Source organism: Erythrobacter sp. NE805 (assembly GCF_046452355.1).
GTDB lineage: Bacteria > Pseudomonadota > Alphaproteobacteria > Sphingomonadales > Sphingomonadaceae > Erythrobacter.
The window spans coordinates 350360-372932 of sequence record NZ_JBKFDI010000001.1; the positions used below are offsets into that span (position 1 = coordinate 350360).

At 70.0% G+C, this 22573-nt stretch carries 20 protein-coding genes; 15 read left to right on the forward strand and 5 right to left on the reverse strand.

Annotated elements, in window-relative coordinates; genetic code table 11:
• The first annotated feature begins 70 nt into the window (after positions 1-70).
• Positions 71-3442 (forward strand): PAS-domain containing protein, encoded by a 3372-nt coding sequence (locus ACLBKU_RS01650; RefSeq protein ID WP_410177789.1) that lies wholly within the window; start codon positions 71-73, stop codon positions 3440-3442.
• Here ACLBKU_RS01650 and ACLBKU_RS01655 read toward each other — a convergent pair.
• Complete coding sequence (locus tag ACLBKU_RS01655) at positions 3412-4050, reverse strand: response regulator (RefSeq protein WP_410177790.1); 639 nt, start codon at positions 4048-4050, stop codon at positions 3412-3414. The two genes, ACLBKU_RS01650 and ACLBKU_RS01655, sit on opposite strands and share 31 nt — an antisense overlap.
• Complete coding sequence (gene acs / locus ACLBKU_RS01660; protein ID WP_410177791.1) at positions 4050-5981, reverse strand: acetate--CoA ligase; 1932 nt, start codon at positions 5979-5981, stop codon at positions 4050-4052. The genes ACLBKU_RS01655 and acs overlap by 1 nt, the downstream gene beginning before the upstream one ends.
• A gap of 151 nt (positions 5982-6132) precedes the next feature.
• On the opposite strand from acs, the gene ACLBKU_RS01665 reads away from it, so the two are divergent.
• The gene (locus ACLBKU_RS01665; protein WP_410177792.1) at positions 6133-7548 is read left to right on the forward strand and encodes a DcaP family trimeric outer membrane transporter; all 1416 of its coding nucleotides are present in this window, start codon (positions 6133-6135) and stop codon (positions 7546-7548) included.
• Between the two features lie 202 nt (positions 7549-7750).
• Here ACLBKU_RS01665 and ACLBKU_RS01670 read toward each other — a convergent pair whose 3' ends face one another.
• Entirely contained in the window at positions 7751-8455 is a 705-nt protein-coding gene (locus ACLBKU_RS01670) for an OmpW/AlkL family protein (RefSeq protein ID WP_410177793.1), read from the reverse strand.
• A 134-nt stretch (positions 8456-8589) separates the two neighbouring features.
• On the opposite strand from ACLBKU_RS01670, the gene ACLBKU_RS01675 reads away from it, so the two are divergent.
• From ACLBKU_RS01675 to gdhA, 12 genes are all read left to right on the forward strand, one after another.
• Positions 8590-9366: a Crp/Fnr family transcriptional regulator gene (locus tag ACLBKU_RS01675; RefSeq protein WP_410177794.1), complete on the forward strand. Its 777-nt coding sequence runs from the start codon at positions 8590-8592 to the stop codon at positions 9364-9366.
• 77 nt (positions 9367-9443) lie between these two features.
• A complete protein-coding gene (gene ccoN, locus ACLBKU_RS01680; RefSeq protein ID WP_410177795.1) occupies positions 9444-11114 on the forward strand; it encodes a cytochrome-c oxidase, cbb3-type subunit I in 1671 nt (556 codons plus the stop codon).
• A 23-nt stretch (positions 11115-11137) separates the two neighbouring features.
• Positions 11138-11920, forward strand: coding sequence for a cytochrome-c oxidase, cbb3-type subunit II (gene ccoO, locus ACLBKU_RS01685; protein WP_410177796.1), 783 nt, complete (start codon positions 11138-11140; stop codon positions 11918-11920).
• Complete coding sequence (locus ACLBKU_RS01690; protein ID WP_410177797.1) at positions 11917-12078, forward strand: cbb3-type cytochrome oxidase subunit 3; 162 nt, start codon at positions 11917-11919, stop codon at positions 12076-12078. The genes ccoO and ACLBKU_RS01690 overlap by 4 nt, the downstream gene beginning before the upstream one ends.
• Entirely contained in the window at positions 12071-13000 is a 930-nt protein-coding gene (gene ccoP / locus ACLBKU_RS01695) for a cytochrome-c oxidase, cbb3-type subunit III (protein ID WP_410177798.1), read from the forward strand. The genes ACLBKU_RS01690 and ccoP overlap by 8 nt, the downstream gene beginning before the upstream one ends.
• Positions 13001-13139: 139 nt before the next feature.
• Positions 13140-14567 carry a cytochrome c oxidase accessory protein CcoG gene (gene ccoG / locus ACLBKU_RS01700; RefSeq protein WP_410178984.1) on the forward strand — a complete coding sequence of 476 codons (1428 nt, stop codon included), beginning with the start codon at positions 13140-13142 and terminating at the stop codon, positions 14565-14567.
• The gene (locus tag ACLBKU_RS01705; protein ID WP_410177799.1) at positions 14564-15022 is read left to right on the forward strand and encodes a FixH family protein; all 459 of its coding nucleotides are present in this window, start codon (positions 14564-14566) and stop codon (positions 15020-15022) included. The genes ccoG and ACLBKU_RS01705 overlap by 4 nt, the downstream gene beginning before the upstream one ends.
• On the forward strand, positions 15019-17196 hold the full coding sequence (locus tag ACLBKU_RS01710; protein ID WP_410177800.1) for a heavy metal translocating P-type ATPase: 2178 nt from the start codon (positions 15019-15021) through the stop codon (positions 17194-17196). Before ACLBKU_RS01705 ends, ACLBKU_RS01710 begins: the two co-directional genes overlap by 4 nt.
• Positions 17193-17342 carry a cbb3-type cytochrome oxidase assembly protein CcoS gene (ccoS, locus tag ACLBKU_RS01715; protein WP_410177801.1) on the forward strand — a complete coding sequence of 50 codons (150 nt, stop codon included), beginning with the start codon at positions 17193-17195 and terminating at the stop codon, positions 17340-17342. Before ACLBKU_RS01710 ends, ccoS begins: the two co-directional genes overlap by 4 nt.
• Positions 17339-17581 carry a hypothetical protein gene (locus ACLBKU_RS01720; protein ID WP_410177802.1) on the forward strand — a complete coding sequence of 81 codons (243 nt, stop codon included), beginning with the start codon at positions 17339-17341 and terminating at the stop codon, positions 17579-17581. Before ccoS ends, ACLBKU_RS01720 begins: the two co-directional genes overlap by 4 nt.
• Before the next feature lie 135 nt (positions 17582-17716).
• The gene (gene hemN / locus ACLBKU_RS01725; protein ID WP_410177803.1) at positions 17717-19027 is read left to right on the forward strand and encodes an oxygen-independent coproporphyrinogen III oxidase; all 1311 of its coding nucleotides are present in this window, start codon (positions 17717-17719) and stop codon (positions 19025-19027) included.
• A gap of 82 nt (positions 19028-19109) precedes the next feature.
• Positions 19110-20462 (forward strand): NADP-specific glutamate dehydrogenase, encoded by a 1353-nt coding sequence (gene gdhA, locus ACLBKU_RS01730; protein WP_410177804.1) that lies wholly within the window; start codon positions 19110-19112, stop codon positions 20460-20462.
• Between the two features lie 52 nt (positions 20463-20514).
• Here gdhA and gstA read toward each other — a convergent pair whose 3' ends face one another.
• On the reverse strand, positions 20515-21126 hold the full coding sequence (gene gstA, locus ACLBKU_RS01735) for a glutathione transferase GstA (RefSeq protein WP_410177805.1): 612 nt from the start codon (positions 21124-21126) through the stop codon (positions 20515-20517).
• Between the two features lie 99 nt (positions 21127-21225).
• On the opposite strand from gstA, the gene ACLBKU_RS01740 reads away from it, so the two are divergent.
• Positions 21226-21588: a winged helix-turn-helix transcriptional regulator gene (locus ACLBKU_RS01740; protein WP_410177806.1), complete on the forward strand. Its 363-nt coding sequence runs from the start codon at positions 21226-21228 to the stop codon at positions 21586-21588.
• Between the two features lies 1 nt (position 21589).
• On the opposite strand, the gene ACLBKU_RS01745 is transcribed toward ACLBKU_RS01740, so the two are convergent.
• The gene (locus ACLBKU_RS01745) at positions 21590-22543 is read right to left on the reverse strand and encodes a tetratricopeptide repeat protein (RefSeq protein ID WP_410177807.1); all 954 of its coding nucleotides are present in this window, start codon (positions 22541-22543) and stop codon (positions 21590-21592) included.
• Positions 22544-22573 lie beyond the last annotated feature (30 nt).

Genomic DNA, 22573 nt, shown 5'->3' on the forward strand with positions numbered 1-22573 from the left:
CGCGAGGTGCCGCCCCTTTGCATATGCCCAGCCATGGGTTAGCTTGTCTGGCGGGAGAGGGGAGAGGCGCATGATGCTCGGCGCGGCCCTGGTGGCCGCCACATTCTACCTCGGCGCGCTGTTCTGGATCGCCTCCTGGCGCGACCGGCGGGGCGCGGGCGAGGGTCGCGCAGGGCCGTACGCGGGAAGCGTCTACGGCCTCAGTCTCGCGGTCTACTGCACCAGCTGGACCTTCTTCGGCGGGGTCGGCACCGCGGCGAGCGCGGGGCTCGACTACCTGCCGATCTACCTCGGGCCGATCCTCGTCTTCACCCTCGGCTTCGGCGTCGTCCGCCGCATCCTCGCGCAGGCCAAGGCCCAGCACTCGACCTCGATCGCCGACTTCCTCTCGGCCCGCTACGGCAAGAGCGCCAGCCTCGCCGCGCTGGTGACGGTGATCGCGACCCTCGGCACGCTCCCCTACATGGCGCTCCAGCTGCAATCGGTGGGGACGACGCTGCTGCTGCTGGGACCGGAGCTCAGAAGCCGGGTCCCGGCCGACACGCTGGTGCTGATCGTCGCGGCGCTGATGGGCCTCTTCGCGATCCTGTTCGGCTCGCGCCGGGCCGACCGGGCGGGGGAGAACGCCGGCCTCGTCCTCACCATCGCGCTCGAGGCGGTGGTCAAGCTCGCCGCGCTGCTGGCGGTGGGCGCGCTTGCGCTGGTCCTGCTGGCAGGGGACGGCGCTCTCGCGAGCCCCGCCGCGCCGCCCGCGCTCCTCGCCCCCGGCCAGCTCGACGCGCGCTTCGCGGTGCTCACCCTGCTCGCCGGGGCGGCAATCCTGTGCCTGCCGCGCCAGTTCCACATGAGCTTCGTCGAGGCTCCGGGCGAGCGCGCCACTCCCGCGATGCGCTGGGTGCTGCCCGCCTACCTCGCGGTGAATGCCGCGGTGATCGTCCCGATCGTCCTCGCCGGACAGGCGCTGCTCCCCGCCGGCACCGCGCCCGACACCATCGTCCTCGCCCTGCCCCTCGCTTCGGACCACCCGTGGCTTGCGGTGCTGGTGTTCCTCGGCGGCTTCTCGGCGGCCACCGGGATGATCGTCGTCGAATGCGTGGCACTGTCGATCATGATCACCAACGACCTGCTCGCGCCGCTGCTGCTGCGCCGGGCGCTGGCGGGGCGCGGCGACCGCAGCCGGATCGCGCGGCGGCTGCTGCTGATCCGCCGCCTGACCATCGCCGCGCTGCTCGGCGCCGCCTATGCCTTCTACCGCGGCTTTGCGGGCGTGTCCGACCTCGCCGGGCTCGGCACCCTCGCCTTCGCCGCGGCCGCGCAATTCGCGCCGGGGCTGGTGCTCGGGATCCTGAGCCAGCACGGCAACCGGGCGGGGATGCTCGCCGGTCTCACCTGCGGCTTCGCGCTGTGGCTCGCGCTGCTGATCCTTCCGGCCGCGAACGGCACGCCGCCGCCCTTCTCCATCCACCCGGACCCGCTGGTCTCGGGCGTGATCCTCAGCCTCGGGGTCAATGCCGCGCTCTACTGGCTGGTCTCGGGCCTCGTGCGGCCTTCGCTGCTCGACCAGGCGCAGGCCGCGGCCTTCGTCGGCACCCCGATGCCCGGCGAGCTCCCGCGCCACGCCACCACCAAGCGTGTCGGCGACGTGCGCGCACTGCTTGCCCAGTTCGTCGGCCGGGAGCGCGCCGACACCGCCCTCGCCGCGCTCCAGATGAAGAACGGCGATCCCGCGGGCGCGGCGGTGCTGGAGCTGGCCGAGCGGGTCATCTCGGGCGTCATCGGGACCTCCTCGGCGCGGATGCTGGTCGGCTCCTGGGCGGGCGGCGACCCGATCCCGCTCCCCGAGGTCGTCGCCATGTTCGACGAGACCCGGCGGCGCCTCAACTTTTCGGGCGAGCTGCTCCAGACCGCGATCGAGAGCATCGATCAGGGCGTCGCACTGGTGGACAGCGAGATGCGCCTCGTGGCGTGGAACAGCCGCTATCAGGAAATCTTCGACCTCCCCGACCGGCTCGTCAGCGTCGGCACCCCGATTGCCGACCTCATCCGCTTCAACCTCGCACGCGGGCACCTCTCCGAGGCCGAAATCGACGAGCAGGTCGCGCGCCGCCTCGCCTATATGCGCGCCGGGACCGAACACCGCATCGAGCGCGTCCAGCATGATGGCCGGGTGCTGCGGATCGTCGGCGCGCCGACGCCGGGGGGCGGCTACACCACCTCCTACACCGACATCACATTGGACCGCCGCGCAGAACAGGCCTTGGAGGAGAAGGTCGCCGAACGCACCCGCCAGCTGAGCGCCGCCAACGCCGCGCTCGCCGAGGCGACGCGCTCCAAGACCCGCTTCCTTGCCGCCGCCAGCCATGACCTCATCCAGCCCCTCAACGCCGCGCGCCTGTTCGCCTCGGCGCTGGGCGAGGAGGTGGCGGGCGCGCCCGCGCTCGAACGGCTGGTCGCCGATCTCGACGGCTCGATCGTCGCCGCCGACCGGTTGATCCGGGTGCTGCTCGAAATCTCCAAGCTCGACAGCGGCGCGGTCGTCCCCGCGCCCGAGCCGATCGCTCTCGACCAGCTGTTCGAGGACGTCGCGCGCGAATTCGTGCTCCAGGCGCAGGCCAAGGGGCTGCGGCTGCGGCGGGTGCGGACGAGCGTCTGGGTGATGGCCGACCGCGCGCTGCTCACCGCCGTGCTGCGCAATCTCCTCAGCAACGCGGTGCGCTACACCGCGCGCGGCGGAGTCCTGATCGGCGTGCGGCGGCGCGGCGGGGAGGCCGTGATCGCGATCCACGACACCGGCCGCGGCATCGCGCCCGCCGACATCGAGCGCATCTTCGGCGAGTTCGAGCGCGGCGCCTCGACCGACCGCGAGGGGCTGGGGCTGGGCCTTGCCATCGTCCGGCGCGCGGCGCGGCTGCTCGAGGTAGACATCGAGACCACCTCGGCGCCGGGGCGCGGGAGCCGCTTCGCCTTAGCCCTGCCGGTGCTCCGCCGCGCGGCGGCGGCGACGGCGCTGCCCGCCCCGGCGCGCAGCTCGGGCGGCTTCGGCGCGGCGCGGGTGCTGGTGGTCGACAACGACCCAGCCGCGCTCACCGCCACCGCGGCGCTGCTCGGCAAGTGGGGCCTCGATGTTACCTGCGCGGCGAGCCTTGCCGAAGCGCGCGCGCTCGCACCCGATGCGCCGCAGGTCGCGATCATGGACTATCGCCTCGACGGGGCGGAGCGGGGCGATGCGACCTATGCCGCCCTGTGCGAGGCCTGGGGCAGCCGCCCGCCGGGGATCCTGCTCACCGCCGAGGGCTCGGAGGAGACCGAGGCGGCGGCGGCGCGGATGGGGGCGAACCGGCTCTTGAAACCGTCCTCCCCCGCCGCCCTGCGCGCACTGATCGCGACCGCGCTCGCGCAGGGAGCCGGGCGTCAGGCCCTCGCGGAGTCGGCGACCGGCTGATCGACGTCGAGCTTGGCCGCGAGCAGCACCGCCTGGGTGCGGCTGGCGACCCCGAGCTTGCGCATCAGCGCGGTGATATGTGCCTTCACGGTCGCCTCGCTGATCGCGAGCTCGTAGGCGATCTGCTTGTTGAGGAGGCCCTGCCGGATCGCGCCGAGGATGCGCCGCTGGGCCGGCGTCAGGCTGGCGATGCGCGCGAGATCGTCGTCCGCCTCCGCGCCGGTGTCCGGGAACCACCCGTCGCCGCGCTTCACCGCCGCCAGCCCCTCGCGGATCGCCTCGAGGCTCGCCGACTTGGGGATGAACCCCGCCGCCCCGAGCTGCGCCGCGGCGGCCGCAACGCGCGGTTCCTCGGAGGCCGAGACGATGACGATGGGGAGCGCCGGATGGTCCTGCCGCAGGTCCATCAGCACGCTGAGCCCGCTCGAATCCGCCATGTGCAGGTCAAGAAGCAGGGCCTCCACCGCCCCCTCGGCCAGCACCGCGCGCGCTTCGGCGGCGGAGCTGGCCTCGATGATCGCGAACCCCTCCCACACCTTCCCGACCGCATGCGCCAGCGCGCTGCGGAACAGCGGGTGGTCGTCGGCGATGACGATGCGCGAAGCCACTACCTGTTCTGGCGCCCCTCGATCAGCCGCTCGACCAGCGAGGGATCGGCGAGCGTCGAGGTATCGCCCAACGCGCCGAACTCGTTCTCGGCAATCTTCCTCAGGATGCGGCGCATGATCTTGCCCGAGCGGGTCTTCGGCAGGCCATCGGTGAAATGGATGATGTCGGGCGTGGCGATCGGGCCGATCTCCTTCCTGACATGCGCCTTCAGCTCGGCGAGCAGCGCTTCGGTCCCCTCCTCGCCGACATTGAGGGTGACGTAGCAGTAGATCCCCTGCCCCTTTATGTCGTGCGGATAGCCGACCACGGCGGCCTCGGCGACCTTGGGGTGGAGCACCAGCGCGCTCTCGACTTCCGCCGTGCCCATGCGGTGCCCGGAGACGTTGATGACATCGTCGACCCGGCCAGTGATCCAGTAGTAGCCGTCCTCGTCGCGCTTGCAGCCGTCGCCGGTGAAGTATTTGCCGGCATAGGTGCTGAAATAGGTCTGCACGAAGCGCTCGTGATCGCCGTAGACGGTGCGCGCCTGACCGGGCCAGCTATGGGTGATGCACAGGTTGCCCTCGGCCGCGCCCTCGAGCACCCCGCCCTCGTTGTCGACCAGCTGCGGGCGGATGCCGAAGAACGGAAGCCCCGCGCTCCCCGGCTTCATGTCGTGCGCGCCGGGCAGCGTGGTGATCATGCAGCCGCCGGTTTCGGTCTGCCACCAGGTGTCGATGACGGGGCAGCGGCCCTCGCCCACGACGTCGAAATACCAGCGCCACGCCTCGGGGTTGATCGGCTCGCCGACCGAGCCGAGCAGGCGCAGCGAGGCGCGGCTGCGGCTGGTGACGTGGTGGTCGCCCTCGCGCATCAGCGCACGGATGGCGGTGGGGGCGGTGTAGATGATGTTGACCTGATGCTTGTCGACCACGTCCCAGAAGCGCCCGTGATCGGGGTAGTTTGGCACGCCTTCGAACACGACGGCGGTCGCCGCGTTCATCAGCGGGCCGTAGACGACATAGGAGTGCCCCGTGACCCAGCCGATATCGGCGGTGCACCAGAACACCTCGCCCGGCTGATAGTCGAAGATGTAGTGGAAGGTCGTCGCGGTCCACACCCCGTAGCCGCCGGTGGTGTGGAGCACGCCCTTGGGCTTGCCGGTCGAACCGGAGGTGTAGAGGATGAACAGCGGGTCCTCGGCGTCCATCACCGCGCAGGGGACGTCGGCATCGCTGGCGAGGTCCTCGAGCCAGTGGTCGCGGCCCTCCTGCATCGCGATGGCGCCGCCGGTGTGGCGGATCACCAGCACCCCGTCGACCGGCGTCTGGTGCGCGGCGAGGCCGAGCGCGGCATCGACATTGGCTTTCAGCGGAATGTGCTTGCCGCCGCGCAGCCCCTCGTCGGCGGTGACGACGAAGCGGCTGCCGCAGTCTTCGATCCGGCCCGCCAGCGCCTCGGGAGAGAAGCCGCCGAACACCACCGAGTGCACCGCGCCGAGCCTTGCGCAGGCGAGCATCGCGACGACGCCCTCAAGGATCATCGGCATGTAGATCGTGACCCGGTCGCCCTTGGCCACGCCCAGCGATTTCAGCGCATTGGCCATGCGGATGACCTCGCGATGAAGCTCGCCATAGGTGAGCTTCCTCGTCTCGCCCGCTGGATCGTCGGGCTCGAAGATCAGCGCGGTCGTGTCGGCGTGCGCGGGCAGGTGCCGGTCCACGGCGTTGTGGCAGAGGTTGAGCTGCCCGTCTTCGAACCACCTGATCGCCACCGGATCATAGGACCAGTCCCCGCCCTTCGTCGGCGCCCGCGTCCAGACGAGCCGCTGCGCCTGGCTGAGCCAGAAGGCGTCCGGCGTCTCGAGCGAGGCGCGGTACATCTGCGCATATTGCTCGGGGGTGCAGTGCGTGGGCGTGGCCGCCTTGGGCCGCTCGACGGCGTGGATCATCTCGACTCTCCCTGTATCCTGGCCCTGTTTTACAACAGGCTATCAGCCCCGCGCCCTCAGACAAAGGTCTTACGACGTTTGGCTAGCTGTCGCGCCTGGCCTGCCGGGGTCATTCTCCCGCCCCGGGGATCGGATAAAACGGGAGAGAGACATGGGACACACGAGGGGGCGGTGCGCCTGGCGCGCGGCATTGCTGGCGGCGAGCGTGCTGACGGCGAGCCCGGCGCTGGCGCAGGCGAAGGAGGCGAGCGTCGATGCGCGGCTCGACCGGCTCGAGGCGCTCGTCGAGGGCCTAATCGCCCGGCTCGATGCCGAGAAGGCCAGCCACGCCGCCGACGATGCCGTGATGCGCGCCGAGCAGGACGCGGTGCGCGAGCAGGGCGCCGCCCTCCTCGCCGCGACCCGCGACCTCAAGGACCGCCAGGCCGCGCTCGCGCAGCAGATCGCGGTGCCCAAGGCTCAGGAAGACAAGGGTTTTCGCGTCGGCAAGACCACGGTCTCCTATTCGGGCTACGTCAAGCTCGACGCGCTTGTCCAGAGCACCAGCGGGGGGCAGATGCCCGACGGGAGCATCGGGCGCGACTTCCTGATCCCGGCATTGATCCCGGTCGGCGGGACCGCCTCGGGCTACGACACGGACTATTCCGCGCGCCAGACCCGCTTCATCCTCAAGACCGCCACGGACGTGGGGACCGAGCATACGCTCAACTCCCAGATCGAGCTCGATTTCAACGTCACCGACGGAGGGGACGAGCGGACCACCAATTCCTATGTCCCGCGCCTCAGGCAGGCCTTCATCACCTATGACAACTGGATGTTCGGCCAGGCGTGGTCGACCTTCCAGAACGTCGCGGCCCTGCCCGACAGCCTTGATTTCATTGGCGTAACCCCGGGCACCGTGTTCGACCGCCAGCCGCAGATCCGGTGGAGCAAGAACGGCTGGCAGATCGCCCTCGAGCAGCCCGAGACGACCGTCACCACCCGCACCGGGGCACGCATCGCGGCCGGGGACGACACCTTCCCCGACATGGTCGCGCGCTACAACCTCAACAAGAAATGGGGCTCGCTCTCGGCCGCCGCGATCGTCCGTAACCTGCGGATTTCGAACGACGATTTCGGCACCGGCAGCGACAGCGCGCTGGCCTGGGGGATGAGCCTGTCGGGCAAGATCAAGGTCGGCGCCAAGGACGACCTCAGGTTCATGGCGACCGCGGGCGACGGCCTCGGGCGCTACATCGGGCTCAACATCGTCAACGATGCCGCGCTCACCCAGGCGGGCAAGCTCGACCCGATCTTCACCCTCTCGGGCTTCGCCGCCTACCAGCACCACTGGGGCGGCCGGGTGAGATCCACCCTCGCGGGATCCTACTTCAAGGCCGACAACCCGGTCGTGCTCACCAGCCGCCAGGTCACCGACGAAAGCTGGAACGCGCTCGCCAACATCATCTGGACGCCGGTCGATCCGCTCGATGTCGGGATCGAGGTCCTCTATGCCGAACGCAGCCTCGAGGACGGGCGGACCGGGGACCTGCGGCGCGTGATGTTCTCGACCCGCTACAACTTCTGAGCTCCTCCCCGAAAGCGCGATGTTTCACGTGAAACATCGCGTTTTTTGCCTTTCTGGAGGGGGCCAAGCGGGGGTCTGGAGGGGGTGTAACAGGGGTGTGGAGGGGGTGTGAAGCCGTCTCGACCCCACCCTGCGGCAGGCACAAGAAAACCCCGCCGGCTCGCGCTCGCCGGCGGGGTTCCTTCCGACCGAAAGGGTACGGTCAGAAGCGGTAGGCGAGGCCTGCGCTCAGCAGCCAGGGATCGAGCTTGTGCTTCGTCTCGATCACCAGCGCATTGCCGGCATACCAGCGCGCGGTGGTGTCGATGAAGTAGCGCTTGGCATCGAGGCTGAAGCTCAGCCCCTTGTCGTTGAGCGCCACGTCGACCCCCGCCTGGAGCGCCACGCCGAACTCGTTCGAGAAATCGGTGCGGGTCACCCCGAGCGGCCGGGTCGCGGCGCCCGGCTTGTCGCTCACCCACAGGAAATAGGCCGGACCCGCGCCCACGTAGGGCTTCACACCGCCAGCTTTTGGCCCGAGATCGAAGTGATACTTCGCGGTCAGCGTCGCCGGGATCAGCTTGGCGTTCGAGACGAGCTCCGCCCCCGCGGGCAGCCCCGCCACCGTATCGACGTCGTGCTGGGTCATCCCCGCGATGGTCTCGAGCGAGATGTTGTCGGTGAGGAAATACTCGATCGCCACGGTCGGCGTCACATTGTCGTTCGCCTCGGTCTGGGTGCTCGCCGGAAGGTTCGGCACGTTCCGGTTGATCTTGGTGATCTTGCCGTCGGGCGCCACGTAGGTGCCGAGCAGCTTGACCTGCACGTGTCCGGCGCGGCCGGTATCCGTGTCGCCCGCCTCCTGGGCAAGCGCCGGGGTCGCGGCAAGCGCCAGCACGGCGCCGCCGATCATCATCAACGTCTTCATTTTCCCGTCCTCTTCGGCAAGCAGTGGCCGCGCCCATGCGGCCCAGGATGGTTGCTGCCTGTGGCCTTCGGATAGTCGCGGCGGCGCCGGGGCCTCATTGATCGGGATCAAAGACCTTTGCATCCGGCCGGCCCATGGCCGCATCCATCATGGCGACACTCAGCCCCGCATCGGTCCAGTTCGGCTTTGCCACGTTCCGCGCCGCGCTGCCTGAAGGCACGGGCGACGCGCGCACTGCCGACCGGCTCTGCGCGATCGGCGTTGCCGACCATCTCGCGCGCGGGGCCCAGCTCGCCCCCGACCCGGCCGAGGACCGGCTGGTGTGGATCGCGAGCGGCTCGGCCAAGCTGGTCGCCGCGCCCACCGCCACGCCCGGCCCGATCGCCAGCGGCCAGGTGCTCGCCTTCCACTTCGCGGGCGACCTCGTCTCGGTGCTGCGCCAGTCGGACGGAGACTTCCGACTCGTCGCGCTGACGCCCTGCGACCTCGTGATCTTCCCCGCCGAGCGCTTCCTCGATGCAGCCCAGGGCGACCCGGCGGTGCTCCGCTCGGTGCTGACCCGGAGCCTTCAGGCGCTGCACCGCTCGCGCACCCGGATGATGCAGATGGGACACAAGTCGGCCGCCGCGCGGATCGCCGACTTCCTCGTCTCGATGGCCGAGCGGCTGACCGGGCAGACCGAGGGCGAATGCGCCTTCGCGCTGCCGATGAGCCGCAGGGACATCGGCGACTCGCTCGGCCTCACCATCGAGACCGTCAGCCGCCAGCTCACCGAGCTGCGCGAGGCGGGACTGGTGGCGACCGAAGGACGCTCGAAGGTCGCGCTCAGCGATGTGGGCGCGCTGGCGAGGATCGCCGGACGCACGCAGCCAGCGCCCCGGCAGAGCGGCGGAGACAAGCCCAAAAACTGACCCGGATTTGATTTCGCTCAAACACTGAAGACCCGGGGGCGATGTAGGGATCGCACCGACGGAAGGGATAAAACATCATGGAAACAGTCCTCAGGCGGCTGGGGGTGTGGACGCTTGTCCTCATCGCCAGCATCGCTGCCATCGCGCTCACCCCCGACAAGGGCTTCGCCATCCAGATGGGGATCGTGGCGCTCGTCGCCGTGGTCCTGATCGTCGCGACGCTCACCACCTACGACCCCGTGGCGCGCGCCCAGAGCATCTTCCGGATGCCCCCGGGGCCCGCCCGCTACGACGACGACGTGATCCGCTGGGGCGTGATCGCAACGATGTTCTGGGGCGTCGTGGGCCTGCTCGTCGGCGTGTTCATCGCCGCCCAGCTCGCCTTCCCGCAATTGAACTTCGAGCCCTACCTCAACTTCGGCCGGATCCGCCCGCTGCACACTTCAGCTGTGATCTTCGCCTTCGGCGGCAACGCGCTGATCGCGACGAGCTTCTACATCGTCCAGCGCACCTGCCGCACCACGCTCGCGCTGCCGGGCACGGCGCGCTTCGTGTTCTGGGGCTACCAGCTGTTCATCGTGCTGGCCGCGACCGGCTACGTACTCGGGATCGGACAGGGCCGCGAATATGCCGAGCCCGAATGGTATGTCGACCTGTGGCTGACGATCGTGTGGCTCGCCTATGCCGCGGTCTTCGTCGGCACGATCCTGAAGCGCCACGAGCCGCACATCTACGTCGCCAACTGGTTCTTCCTCGCCTTCATCCTGACGATCGCGATGCTCCACGTGGTCAACAACCTCGCGGTGCCGGTGAGCTTTCTGGGCGCCAAGAGCTACAGCCTGTTCTCGGGCGTGCAGGATGCGTTGACGCAGTGGTGGTACGGCCACAATGCGGTGGGCTTCTTCCTCACCGCCGGGTTCCTGGCGATGATGTACTACTTCGTGCCCAAGCAGGCCGGGCGCCCCGTTTACTCCTACCGCCTGTCGATCATCCACTTCTGGTCGCTGATCTTCCTCTACATCTGGGCGGGCCCGCACCACCTCCACTACACCGCGCTCCCCGACTGGGCGCAGACGCTCGGCATGGTGTTCTCGGTGATGCTGTGGATGCCGTCGTGGGGCGGGATGATCAACGGGCTGATGACCTTGAACGGCGCGTGGGACAAGGTGCGCACCGATCCGATCATCCGCATGATGGTCCTCGCGCTCGCCTTCTACGGGATGAGCACCTTCGAGGGGCCGATGCTCTCGATCAAGGCGGTGAACTCGCTGTCGCACTACACCGACTGGACGATCGGCCACGTGCACTCCGGCGCACTGGGGTGGAACGGGATGATCACCTTCGCCTGCGTCTACTACCTGACGCCGCGCCTGTGGAACCGCGAGCGGCTCTACAGCTTGCGGATGATCAACTGGCACTTCTGGCTCGCGACGCTCGGCATCGTCTTCTACGCCGCCTCGATGTGGGTCGCGGGGATCACCCAAGGCCTGATGTGGCGCGAATACGGCGCGGACGGGTACCTCGTGAACAGCTTCGTCGACACCGTCGCGGCGCTCCACCCGATGTACGTGCTGCGCGGCGTGGGGGGCCTCATGTACCTCTCCGGTGCGCTCATCATGGCCTACAACATCGCCATGACCATCGCCGGCAAGCTGCGCGAGGAAGCCCCGATGGGCGAGACCGCGCATGATTACAGCGCTGACGTCCCCCTCCCCGCACGCGGCCTTGTTGCCGAACCCGCCGAATGACCGCTCAGCAGGAAACCCGAACCATGAGCAACAACACTGCACAACCCGGCGCCTTCGAGGGTCACAAGAAGCTCGAACGCAACGTCACCCTGCTCGCCGCCGCCACGCTCGCGGTGGTGGCGGTGGGGGGGATCGTCGAGATCGCGCCGATGTTCTGGATCGACAACACGATCGAGAAGGTCGAGGGGATGCGCCCCTACACCCCGCTCGAGCAGGCCGGGCGCGACATCTACATCCGCGAGGGCTGCTACGTCTGCCACAGCCAGATGATCCGGCCCTTCCGGGACGAGGTCGAGCGCTACGGCCACTACTCGCTCGCCGCCGAATCGATGTACGACCATCCGTTCCAGTGGGGCAGCAAGCGCACCGGTCCGGACCTCGCGCGGGTCGGGGGCAAGTATTCGGACGCCTGGCATGTCGACCACCTGAAGGCCCCGCGCGCGGTGGTGCCCGAGAGCATCATGCCGAGCTACGCCTTCCTCGCCGAGACCGAGCTGAAGGTCGCCGATCCGGCCGCGAGCCTTGCGACCCTGCGCGACGTGGGCGTGCCCTACACCGACAAGGACCTCGCCAGCGCCGCGGCTGACCTCAAGGCGCAGGCCGATCCCAATGCCGACGCGGGCGATCTCGCCAAGCGCTACCCCAAGGCGCAGATCCGCGACTTCGACGGCGATCCCACCCGCGTCACGGAGATGGATGCGCTGGTCGCCTACCTCCAGATGCTCGGCACCCTCGTCGACGTGAACAGCGCCGCGGCGCAGGAACAGCTGACGCAAGGCAGTAATGGGGGGGAGAAGGGCCGATGAGCCTCTACACCGCCCTTCGCCACTTCGCCGACAGCTATGCGCTGGCGATGATCCTGGTGCTCTATCTGGTGCTGTGCCTGTGGCACTTCCGCCCCGGCGCGCGCGCCTACCGCACCGACGCCAAGCTTTCGATCTTCCGGGATGACAGCCATGACTAAACGCATCGACGAGCCCACCGGCACCGAGACCGTCGGCCACGAATGGGACGGCATCGAGGAGCTCAACACCCCGCTGCCGCGCTGGTGGCTCTACACCTTTTACGCGACGATCGCCTTCGCGCTCGTCTACGTGGTGCTCTACCCCGCCTGGCCGCTGCTCGACCGCGCGACGTCGGGCACGCTCGGCTGGTCGAGCCGCGGCGACCTCGCCGCCGAGATGCGCGCCGCCGAGGCCGCGCGTGCCGGGGTGCGCGCCCAGATCGCCGCGACCCCGATCGAGGCGCTCCCCGCCAACCCGCAGCTGATGCAGGCGGCGATCGCGGGCGGGGCGGCGGCCTTCAAGGTCAATTGCGCGGCCTGTCACGGCGCGGGCGCGGCGGGCTCTGCGGGCTACCCCAACCTCAACGACGACGATTGGCTGTGGGGCGGCACGCTCACCGACATCGAGACGACGCTCACCAATGGCGTGCGCTGGGACGCGAACCCCGCAACGCGGGTGAACCTCATGCCGGCCTTCGCTGGTCTGCTGAAGCCCGCCGAGATCGACGCGGTCGCCGCGCACGTGCTCTCGCTCTCCGGCAAGGCCAAGGGGAATGCCACGGGAGCGCAGCTCTTCGCCGACAATTGCGCGGCCTGCCACGGCGCGACCGGCGGCGGGATGCCGGCGATGGGCGTGCCCGCGCTCAATGATGCGATCTGGCTGTTCGGCGGCACCGCGGCCGACGTGAAGCGCCAGGTCACCGCCCCCCGCCACGGCGTCATGCCGGCGTGGAAGGACCGGCTCGATCCCGTCACGATCAAGATGCTCGCGGCCTACGTGCACTCGCGCGGCGGCGGGCAGGATCCGGCGCCCGCCGCCCCCGCGACCCCTGCCGCCGCAACCGCGGCAGCCCCCGCACCCAAGGCGAGGACCGATGGCTGACATCGAAGCCCCCGAGCGCCCTGCTCCCGACAGCGCGCCCAAGCCAGAAGGCTTGGGGCGCGACTGGGCGGCGGCGCTCGGGACCCCCTCCGACCCCGCGCCTGCCCCGAAGCCGGCGCCGCAGCCTGACGCCGGCTTCATGGGCAGCGCGCTCTACGAGAAGGGCCGCACGGTCCACAACAAGCGCATCGACGGGCCCTTCCGGCGCTTCAAATGGGCGGTGATGGCGATCACCCTGCTCATCTACTACGCGACGCCGTGGATCCGCTGGGACCGCGGCCCCTATGCGCCCGACCAGGCCGTGCTCGTCGACCTCGCCAATCGCCGCTTCTACATGTTCGACATCGAGATCTGGCCGCACGAGTTCTACTTCGTCGCGGGCCTCCTGATCATGGCGGGGATCGGCCTGTTCCTCGTCACCTCCGCGGTCGGGCGCGCGTGGTGCGGCTACGCCTGCCCGCAGACCGTCTGGACCGACCTCTTCCAGCACGTCGACCGCTTCTTCGACGGCGACCGCAACGCCCGCGCGCGGCTCGACAGGGCGCCATGGGACGCCGCGAAGACCGCCCGCCGCCTCGCGAAGTGGAGCGTCTACCTCGGAATTGCCTTCTGGACCGGCGGCGCGTGGATCATGTATTTCGCCGACGCGCCGACGCTCACGTATGACTTCTGGCACGGCACCGCGAACCCCGTCGCCTACGCGACCGTCGCGATCCTCACCGGCACGACCTTCTGGCTCGGCGGCTTCATGCGCGAGCAGGTGTGCGTCTACATGTGCCCCTGGCCGCGCATCCAGACCGCGATGCTCGACGAGAAGAGCCTGATCGTCACCTACAAGGACTGGCGCGGCGAGCAGCGCGGGAGCCTCAAGAAGGCGGCGAAGCACCCCGATGCCTACGGCGACTGCATCGACTGCCAGCTGTGCGTCGCGGTCTGCCCGACCGGCATCGACATCCGCGACGGGCAGCAGATCGGCTGCATCACCTGCGGCCTGTGCATCGATGCCTGCGACCGGGTGATGAAGGAGGTCGGGCGTCCGCGCGGCCTCATCGACTACGCGACGCTCGAGCAATGCGAGGCCGAGGCGGCGGGCGCTCCGCCGACCCCGGCGTGGAAGGCGCTGCTGCGCCCCCGGACCCTCGTCTACCTCGGCGTGTGGAGCGCAATCGGCGCAGGCCTGCTCTTCGCGCTCGGCACCCGCACGCATACCGGCCTCACCGTGGCCCCCGACCGCAACCCGCCCTTCATGCTGCTGAAGGACGGCTCGGTGAGGAACGCCTACACCCTGCGCCTGAGGAACATGGAAGCCCGCCCCCGCGCGATGGACCTCGCGCTCGAAGGCCTGCCTCCGGGCGCGGTGTTGTGGACCGAGGCGGTGAGCCTCGAGAACGCCGCGCCCCTCCAGCGCGTCACGGTCCCCGCCAACGCGACCAAGGTGATGCGCGCCTACGTGATGCTGCCGAGCGGGATGCGCGCGCACGACTTCGCCTTCCGCCTCACCAGCCGCGACGAACAGCACGAGACCGCCCGCGTCGCCGCCACCTTCGCCATGCCCGGAGAGCAATGATGCGCCAGACCAGCAACCTCACGGGCAAGCACATGGCGGCGATCTTCGTCGGCGGCTTTGCAGTCGTCATCGCGGTCAACCTGACGATGGCGACGATGGCGGTGGAGAGCTTCCACGGCACGGTGGTCGACAATTCCTACGTCGCGAGCCAGCACTACAATGGCTGGCTGAAGCAGGCGGCGGCCTCGAAGGCGCTCGGCTGGCAGGCGGTCCCGCACCGCCGCGCGAGCGACGGGCGGGTGGTCGTCGAGACCATCGCCGTGCCTGCGGGCGCGTCGATCACCGGCACTGCCGAGCGACCGCTGGGCGCGCGCGAGGCAACGCCGCTGACCTTCTCGCCCGCGGGCAAGGCGCGCTGGGTCTCGGACCAGCCGCTCGCCCCGGGCCGCTGGCAGCTGCGCATGGCGATCCGCGCCGAGGGCAAGGCCTGGGCCGGCGAAAGCGCCCTCCCATGAACGCCTCCGCCCTGCGGCTCGTCGAGCCCTCCCCCCTCGCCGAGGCGCCGCGCCCGCTCGCGACCACCCGGCTGACCGTGCCCGGCATGAAATGCGCCGGCTGCATCGGCAAGATCGAGCGCGAGCTCCCGAAGCTCGCCGGCATCGCCGCTGCGCGCGCCAATCTCTCGGCGCGGCGCGTCGCGATCACCCATGACCCCGCGCTCGACGAGGGGGCCCTCGCCGCTGCGCTGCTCGAGATCGGGTTCGAGTCCCAGCCGGTCGCCGACGCCGACCTGCTCGGACCGACCGGCAGCGAGGCCGCCGAGCGCAGGCGCCTCACCCGCGCCCTGGGGGTCGCGGGGTTCGGGATGATGAACGTGATGCTGCTCTCGGTCAGCGTCTGGTCCGGCGCGGAGGGCTCGACCCGCGCGCTGTTCCACTGGCTCTCGGCGGTGATCGCCCTGCCGGTGATCGCCTATGCGGGGCGGCCCTTCTTCGCGAGCGCGTGGATGGCGCTGAAGCATCGACGCACCAACATGGACGTGCCGATCAGCATCGGCGTGATCCTCGCGACGTGCCTCAGCCTCTACGAGACGATCACCGGGGGCGCGCACGCCTTCTTCGACAGCGCCGTGATGCTGCTGTTCTTCCTGCTGGCGGGCCGCGCGCTCGATGCCGAGATGCGCACCCGCACGCGCGCAGGCATCGGCGCGCTGCTCGGCCGAATGGGCAAGAGCGCGAGCGTCATCGCCCCGGACGGCACCACCCGCCGGGTTGCCGCCAAGGACCTCGCGCCCGGGATGCTGGTGCTGGTCGCCGCCGGGGAGGCGCTCGCCGCCGACGGGGAGGTGGTGGAGGGCACGAGCGCGCTCGACAATGCGATGCTCACCGGGGAGAGCGCGCCGGAGCCGGTCGGGCCGGGCGCGCTGGTGCACGCGGGCGCGATCAACCTCGCCGCGCCGCTCAGGGTGCGCCTCACCCATGTCGCCGAGGACACCGCCATCGCCGAGATCGCGCGGCTGATGGACGAGGCGGGCCAGTCGCGCAGCCACTACGTGCGCATCGCCGACCGCGCGTCGCGGCTCTATGCACCGGTGGTGCACAGCCTTGCGGCGCTCGCCTTCGCGGGCTGGATGATCGCAGGGGCGGGGTGGCACGCCTCGCTCACCATCGCCATCGCGGTGCTGATCATCACCTGCCCCTGCGCGATGGGCCTCGCCGTGCCCGCCGCGCAGGTCGTGGCGAGCGGCGTGCTGCTGCGGCGCGGGTTGCTGGTCAAGGACGGGAGCGCCCTCGAACGCCTCGCCGAGTGCGATGTCGCGCTGTTCGACAAGACCGGCACGCTCACCCTAGGCGAGCCCCGCGCAGATATCCGGAGCCTCGACGCAGAAGCGCGCAGCATCGCCCTTGGCCTCGCCCAGGCGAGCCGCCACCCGCTGAGCCGCGGCCTTGTCGCCGCCCTGCTGCCCGAGGGCGTCCACCCCGCGAGCGTGGACGACATTCGCGAAGTCGGCGGGCAGGGCCTCACGGGCCGCTGGAACGGGTTTGCGGTCGCCCTGGAGAAGCTCGAAGGGCCGGTTCCCGAAGGCGAAGCCGAGGGCCCCCTCCTTGCCACCTGCCTGCGCATCGGTGAGACCCGCCGGATCATCCCCTTCGCCGATCCGCTGCGTCCCGATGCCGCCGCCGCCATCGCCGCGCTGGCGGGCGAGGGCCTTGGTGCCAGCATCCTCTCGGGCGACCGCGCCGCACCGGTCGCTGCCGTGGCGAGCGCGCTCGGCCTCGAGGCGCAGGCAGGCGCAAGCCCGCAGGACAAGCTTGCGGTCCTGGAAGCCCTCAAGGCAACCGGCCGCCGCCCGCTGATGGTCGGCGATGGCCTCAACGATGGCCCCGCGCTCGCCGCCGCGCACGCCTCGATCGCGCCGGGCACCGCGTCCGATGCGAGCCAGCAGGCCGCCGACGCAGTGTTCATCGGCGACACGCTGATGCCCGTCGCGCTGGCCGTGAAAGTCGCGCGCAAGACCATGCGGATCGTGCGCGAGAACTTCGCCTTCTCGATTGCCTACAACATGCTCGCAGTCCCGCTGGCGCTGTTCGGGCTCGTCACCCCGCTTGTGGCCGCGATCGCCATGTCGCTCTCCTCGCTTGCGGTGGTCGCCAACTCGCTGCGCCTTGCCCGGAGTGCCCGCGCATGACCGGCCTTGCCTTCCTCATCCCCATCGCGCTCGGCATGGGACTTGCGGGCCTCGCCGCCTTCATGTGGTCGATGCGCGCCGGGCAATACGAGGACATGGACGGCGCGGCGAGCCGCATCCTGATCGACGAGGAGGAGTTGCCGTGAGCCTCGCCGCGCTCCCCCTTGCGCTGGCCGCGCTGGTGCCGGTGATGATCGGCCCGCTGCCCGCGCAGCACGGCCCCGCCGCGCTGACGGCGGCGCTGTGCAACGGGGGCACGATCAGCATTCCTCTGCGCCGCAAGGCCCCTGTCGAGGACCCGGCCTGCCACCCCAAAGGCTGCCACGCCGGCACCTGCCGCGAAGACAAATCCGGCAAATTGATCTCGCGCAAAGACGTGCCCTGACGAGGTTCGCTATCGCGAGCCGCAGACCACCCGTCCCGCCTCCACGCCCGGCCACAAAAGCCTGATGGTTTCATCGGTGGCCGGGCACGGAGGCGGCGCGGGCGGTCTGCCGCGACGAAGGAGCGCCCGACACCGATGTGGACCTATCACCCCGAGCTGCTCGCCACCCCCGTGCCGCGCTACACCAGCTACCCGACCGCCGCCGATTTCGGCGCGCTGGAAGAGGGTTCCATCGAGCGCGCCATCGCGTCGGCCACCGGCGACGTCTCGCTCTACCTCCACATCCCGTTCTGCGAGCAGATCTGCTTCTACTGCGGCTGCAACACCGGCAAGTCGGGCAAGCGCGCGCGGGTCGAGGCCTACCTCGCCGCGCTCCACCAGGAGATCGCGACCGTCGCGAGCCTCCTCCCCCAGACCGCCCGCGTGCGCCGCGTCGCCTTCGGCGGGGGCAGCCCCAATGCCATCGAGACCGGCGAATTCCTCGCGTTGATCGAGGCGCTCCACGCGCATTTTCCGATGGGCTCGCCCGCGATTGCGATCGAGCTCGATCCGAGGAGCCTCACCTCCGACTGGGCGAGCGTGCTGAGCGGCGTGCGCGTGAGCCGGGCGAGCCTCGGGGTGCAGACCTTCGCGGTCCACTGCCAGAAGGCGATCGGGCGCGAGCAGTCGCTGACGATGATCTGCCGCAGCGTCGACTGGCTCCGCGGCGCGGGCGTCACCTCCTTGAACTTCGACCTGATGTACGGCCTCCCCCACCAGAGCGAGGCCGACCTCGAGGACAGCCTCGAGATGACCCGCAAGCTCGGCGCGGACCGGGTCGCGGTGTTCGGCTATGCCCATGTGCCGCACCTCGTGCCGCGCCAGACGATGATTCCGGAAGGCGCGCTCCCCGGCGCGGCGGCGCGCTTCGCGATGGCCGCGCAGGCGCACGACACGCTGGTCGGCGCGGGCTATGCGCGGGTCGGCTTCGACCACTTCGCGCTCCCCCATGACCCGATGGCGCGCGCGGTGCGGCAGGGCACGCTCCGCCGCAACTTCCAGGGCTTCACCGACGACACGGCCGAGGTGCTGATCGGCCTCGGGGCGAGCGCGGTGAGCGGCTTTCCGCAGCTCCTCGCCCAGAACGAGAAGCACACCGGGCGTTACCGCCAGCTTTCGGACGAGGGGCGGCTCTCGGCCAGCCACGGCATCGCCCGCTCGCCCGAGGACCAGCGGCGGGGCGCGGTGATCGAGGCGCTGCTGTGCCGCGACGCGGCGGCGATCGCCCCCGACCTCCTCGCCGAGGTGACCGAGCGGCTCGCGCCCTTCCTCGCGGCTGGCCTCGCGCGGCTCGAGGGCGAGCGGCTGGAGATCCTCCCCGAGGGCCTCCCCTATGCGCGGGTGATCGCCGCGCTGTTCGACAGCTACCGCGCCGCCGCCCCGCGCCGCTTCAGCTCCGCGATCTGACGCCGGGCCGACACGCCTTGTCAGTCTGCGGCTTTACGCAGATAGTCCCCGCCGGGCGCGGCCCAGCGAGGGGAACACCAGCATGAGCAACGGACACGTCGACCTCCACCAGTTCATGGAAGGGGTGAAGCGCCGCAATCCGCACCAGGACGAATTCGTCCAGGCGGTGCAGGAAGTGGCCGAGGACATCTTCGCCTTCATCGCCGACAAGGCCGCGTACCACGAACAGCAGATCCTGCGCCGCATCGCCGAGCCCGACCGCGTCGTCTCGTTCCGCGTGTGCTGGGAGGACGATGCCGGCAACATCCGCGTCCAGCGCGGCTGGCGCGTCCAGAACAACAACGCGATCGGCCCCTACAAGGGCGGCATCCGCTTCCACCCAGCGGTCAACGAGAGCGTATTGAAGTTCCTCGCCTTCGAGCAGACCTTCAAGAACGCGCTCACGGGCCTGCCGATGGGCGGCGGCAAGGGCGGCGCCAACTTCAACCCCAAGGGCAAGTCCGAGCGCGAGATCATGCGCTTCTGCCAGTCCTTCATGACCGAGCTCTACCGCCACATCGGCGCCGACGTCGATGTCCCGGCGGGCGACATCGGGGTGGGCGCGCGCGAGATCGGCTACATGTTCGGCCAGTACAAGCGCATCACCGGCAACTTCACCGGGGTGCTGACCGGCAAGGGCCTCGAATGGGGCGGCAGTCTGATCCGCACCGAGGCGACCGGCTACGGCGCGGTCTATTTTCTCGCCGAGATGCTCGCGACGAAGGGCGAGAGCCTCGCGGGCAAGACCGCCGTGATCTCGGGGAGCGGCAATGTCGCGACCCATGCGGCGGAGAAGATCGTCCAGCTCGGCGGCAAGGTCGTGACCCTCTCCGACAGCGGCGGCTTCATCCATGACCCCGACGGCATCGGGCAGGAGAAGATCGACTGGGTGAAGACCCACAAGACCCACCGCCGCGGCCGGATCGAGGACTATGTGGCGGCCTTCCCCGGCGCCACCTTCCACGCCGGCCGGACGCCGTGGGGCGTGCCCTGCGACGTCGCCCTGCCCTGCGCGACGCAGAACGAATTGCTGGGCGAGGATGCGAAGACGCTCGTCGCCAACGGCTGCCGCGCGGTCGCCGAGGGCGCGAACATGCCGACCGACCTCGACGGGGTGCACGTCTTCAAGGCGGCGCGGCTGCTCTACGCCCCCGGCAAGGCGTCGAATGCCGGCGGGGTCGCGGTCTCGGGCCTCGAGATGAGCCAGAACTCCGAACGCCGCTCGTGGAAGGAGGAGGAGCTCCAGCAGATGCTCAAGGACATCATGTCCGGCATCCACCAGGCCTGCATCCGCTACGGCGACCAGGGTGGCGGCTACATCGACTACGTGAAGGGCGCGAACATCGCCGGCTTCAAGAAGGTCGCCGACGCGATGCTGGCCTTCGGGGTGGTGTGATCGGCGCCCCGCCCCGGACGCTTCCAGGACGGGGTCGCTTCGACCGACCCGGCTAGGCTGCGATCAGGCCTTCCTCGGCCATCGCCTTCCTCACCGCCGGACGGGCGGCGATCCGCTCCTGATAGGCGACCAGCACCGGCCAGGGCGCGAGGTCGAGACCGATGAAGTTGTGCCAATTCACGATGGTAAAGAGGTAGGCGTCGGCGACCGTGAAAGTTTCGCCGGTCAGATAGGGCCGGTCGGCGAGGGCGGCCGCGACGAAGTCGTAGGCCCGCTTGACGCTGGCGATGGCGAGGTCCTTCGAGACTTGCGGATAATCGGCCTTGAAGAGCGGCACGTGGGCCTTGTGCATCTCGGTGGCGATGTAGTTCAGCCATTGCTGCACCTTGGCGCGCGCGAGGGTTCCGGCGGGCGGGAGCAGGCCGGCCTCGGGGTGCCGGTCGGCGACGTACTGGACGATCGCGGCGCCCTCGGTGAGCGTCTCGCCTTCGCCGAGCAGCAACACGGGCACTGCGTCCTGCGGGTTGATCGCGCTGAGCGGCTGGCCGCTCTCGGTGGTCTTGGTCGCGAGATCGACCCGCTCGAGCGTGTAAGTCGCACCCGCTTCGCTGAGGACGATGTGCGGCGACATGGCGCAGGAGCCGGGGCTGTAGAAGAGCTTCATGTTGTGTCTCCATGGGATCGGGCACGGAAGGGGGGTGTGCCGGAGCCGCCAATATGCTATCGGTTACTTTGAGCAAGTAGGTACCTGAAAGTAACTAGTATGCCCGACGTAACCGACAAACTGGTCGATCTGCCGCGTTACAGCTCCATGGATTGCCCGCTGCACGGGCTGGTGACGATCCTCAGCGGGCCCTGGACCACCTACATCCTGTGGCTGCTGAAGAACCGTGGGCCGATGCGCTTCGGCCAGCTCAAGAAACAGATGCCGAGCATCTCGGCCAAGGTGCTGACCGAGCGGCTGCGGATGCTTGAAGGCTTAGGGATCATCGATCGTCATCACGAGCCGACGATCCCGCCCAAGGTCACCTACTCACTGACCGAACGCGGGCACGAGCTCGACGCCGCGCTCGATGCGCTCGACGCGCTGGCCCTTAAGTGGAGCGGGCGGACCGGCTGGAGCTGACCTACTTCACCCCCAGCGCCGCCGCCTGCTCGCGAAGCTGCGCCGCCGCGCCAGGATTGGCCTTCACCGCCGCCTCGAGCGCCGCCTTGGCCTTGGCGGGCTCGCCCAGCGTCATGCGGCTGCGGATCAGCATCACCCAGCCGTCGAGGTTTGTCGGCTGCGACTTCAGCCGCTCCTCGAGCTGGGCGACCATGCCCTCGGCCATCTGGCGTTGTTCGGAGGGCTTCATCCGGCTCGCCGCCGCGACGTCGGCGGCGCTCGGACCGCGCAGCGCGGGCGAGGCGCTCTCGCCCGCGACGCTGCCCGAGCCGGGGGCGAGCAGCGCGGGCTTGCGCGCGCCTTGGGCGGCGGCGATGCGGCTCTTGACCTCGATCGCGTTCATCTGCCCGACCTGCTCGATGGTGCGCACCAGGTCCGCCTCCCACGGCGCCCCTCGCGGGCTGTCGGCGAGGAGATCGAGCCAGGCGGCGATGGCGCCCTCGTGGTCCTTGTCGATGTCCTTCTTCGCGGCGAGGAAGTAGCGCGCCCGCGCATCCTCGGGGTCGAGCGCAACCGCCTTCTCGAAGGCCTGCAAGGCCTCGGGCGGGAGCGGATCGCGCTTGCTCGCCAGCACGAGGCTCTCCCCGAGCGCCGACCACAGCACCGCCTCGCCGGGCGCGATGGCGAGGGCGCGGCGGTAGGCGGCGGCGGCCTCGTCGAAGCGCTCGGCCTGGAAGTAGGCGAAAGCGAGGTCGCTCCACGGCCCGGCGTCGTTCGCCGAGGCCTCGGCCCGGGCGCGCAGGGTCTCGATCGAGGGAGCGCCCTCGCCTGCGGCTTCGGGCGCGAGGGCCGCCTCGCCCGCCCCCATCACGTTGTAGCCGATCGATCCCGCCGCGAGCAGCAGCGCCGCGCCGAGCATGATCCAACCCGCGCGCGAGCCGCTCGCCGCACCCGTTCCTGTCTGTTCGCCTGCCATGCGCCAAGCCGCTAGCATCCCGCCGTTTCC

Bases quoted from the DNA above. Each gene is read 5' to 3' on its own strand.
- ACLBKU_RS01650 (WP_410177789.1), top strand. From the start codon at position 71: ATGATGCTCGGCGCGGCCCTGGTGGCCGCCACATTCTACCTCGGCGCG.
- acs (WP_410177791.1), bottom strand. From the start codon at position 5,981: ATGATCCACGCCGTCGAGCGGCCCAAGGCGGCCACGCCCACGCACTGC.
- ACLBKU_RS01665 (WP_410177792.1), top strand. From the start codon at position 6,133: ATGGGACACACGAGGGGGCGGTGCGCCTGGCGCGCGGCATTGCTGGCG.
- ACLBKU_RS01670 (WP_410177793.1), bottom strand. From the start codon at position 8,455: ATGAAGACGTTGATGATGATCGGCGGCGCCGTGCTGGCGCTTGCCGCG.
- ACLBKU_RS01675 (WP_410177794.1), top strand. From the start codon at position 8,590: ATGGCCGCATCCATCATGGCGACACTCAGCCCCGCATCGGTCCAGTTC.
- ccoN (WP_410177795.1), top strand. From the start codon at position 9,444: ATGGAAACAGTCCTCAGGCGGCTGGGGGTGTGGACGCTTGTCCTCATC.
- ccoO (WP_410177796.1), top strand. From the start codon at position 11,138: ATGAGCAACAACACTGCACAACCCGGCGCCTTCGAGGGTCACAAGAAG.
- ACLBKU_RS01690 (WP_410177797.1), top strand. From the start codon at position 11,917: ATGAGCCTCTACACCGCCCTTCGCCACTTCGCCGACAGCTATGCGCTG.
- ccoP (WP_410177798.1), top strand. From the start codon at position 12,071: ATGACTAAACGCATCGACGAGCCCACCGGCACCGAGACCGTCGGCCAC.
- ccoG (WP_410178984.1), top strand. From the start codon at position 13,140: ATGGGCAGCGCGCTCTACGAGAAGGGCCGCACGGTCCACAACAAGCGC.
- ACLBKU_RS01705 (WP_410177799.1), top strand. From the start codon at position 14,564: ATGATGCGCCAGACCAGCAACCTCACGGGCAAGCACATGGCGGCGATC.
- ACLBKU_RS01710 (WP_410177800.1), top strand. From the start codon at position 15,019: ATGAACGCCTCCGCCCTGCGGCTCGTCGAGCCCTCCCCCCTCGCCGAG.
- ccoS (WP_410177801.1), top strand. From the start codon at position 17,193: ATGACCGGCCTTGCCTTCCTCATCCCCATCGCGCTCGGCATGGGACTT.
- hemN (WP_410177803.1), top strand. From the start codon at position 17,717: ATGTGGACCTATCACCCCGAGCTGCTCGCCACCCCCGTGCCGCGCTAC.
- gdhA (WP_410177804.1), top strand. From the start codon at position 19,110: ATGAGCAACGGACACGTCGACCTCCACCAGTTCATGGAAGGGGTGAAG.
- gstA (WP_410177805.1), bottom strand. From the start codon at position 21,126: ATGAAGCTCTTCTACAGCCCCGGCTCCTGCGCCATGTCGCCGCACATC.
- ACLBKU_RS01740 (WP_410177806.1), top strand. From the start codon at position 21,226: ATGCCCGACGTAACCGACAAACTGGTCGATCTGCCGCGTTACAGCTCC.
- ACLBKU_RS01745 (WP_410177807.1), bottom strand. From the start codon at position 22,543: ATGGCAGGCGAACAGACAGGAACGGGTGCGGCGAGCGGCTCGCGCGCG.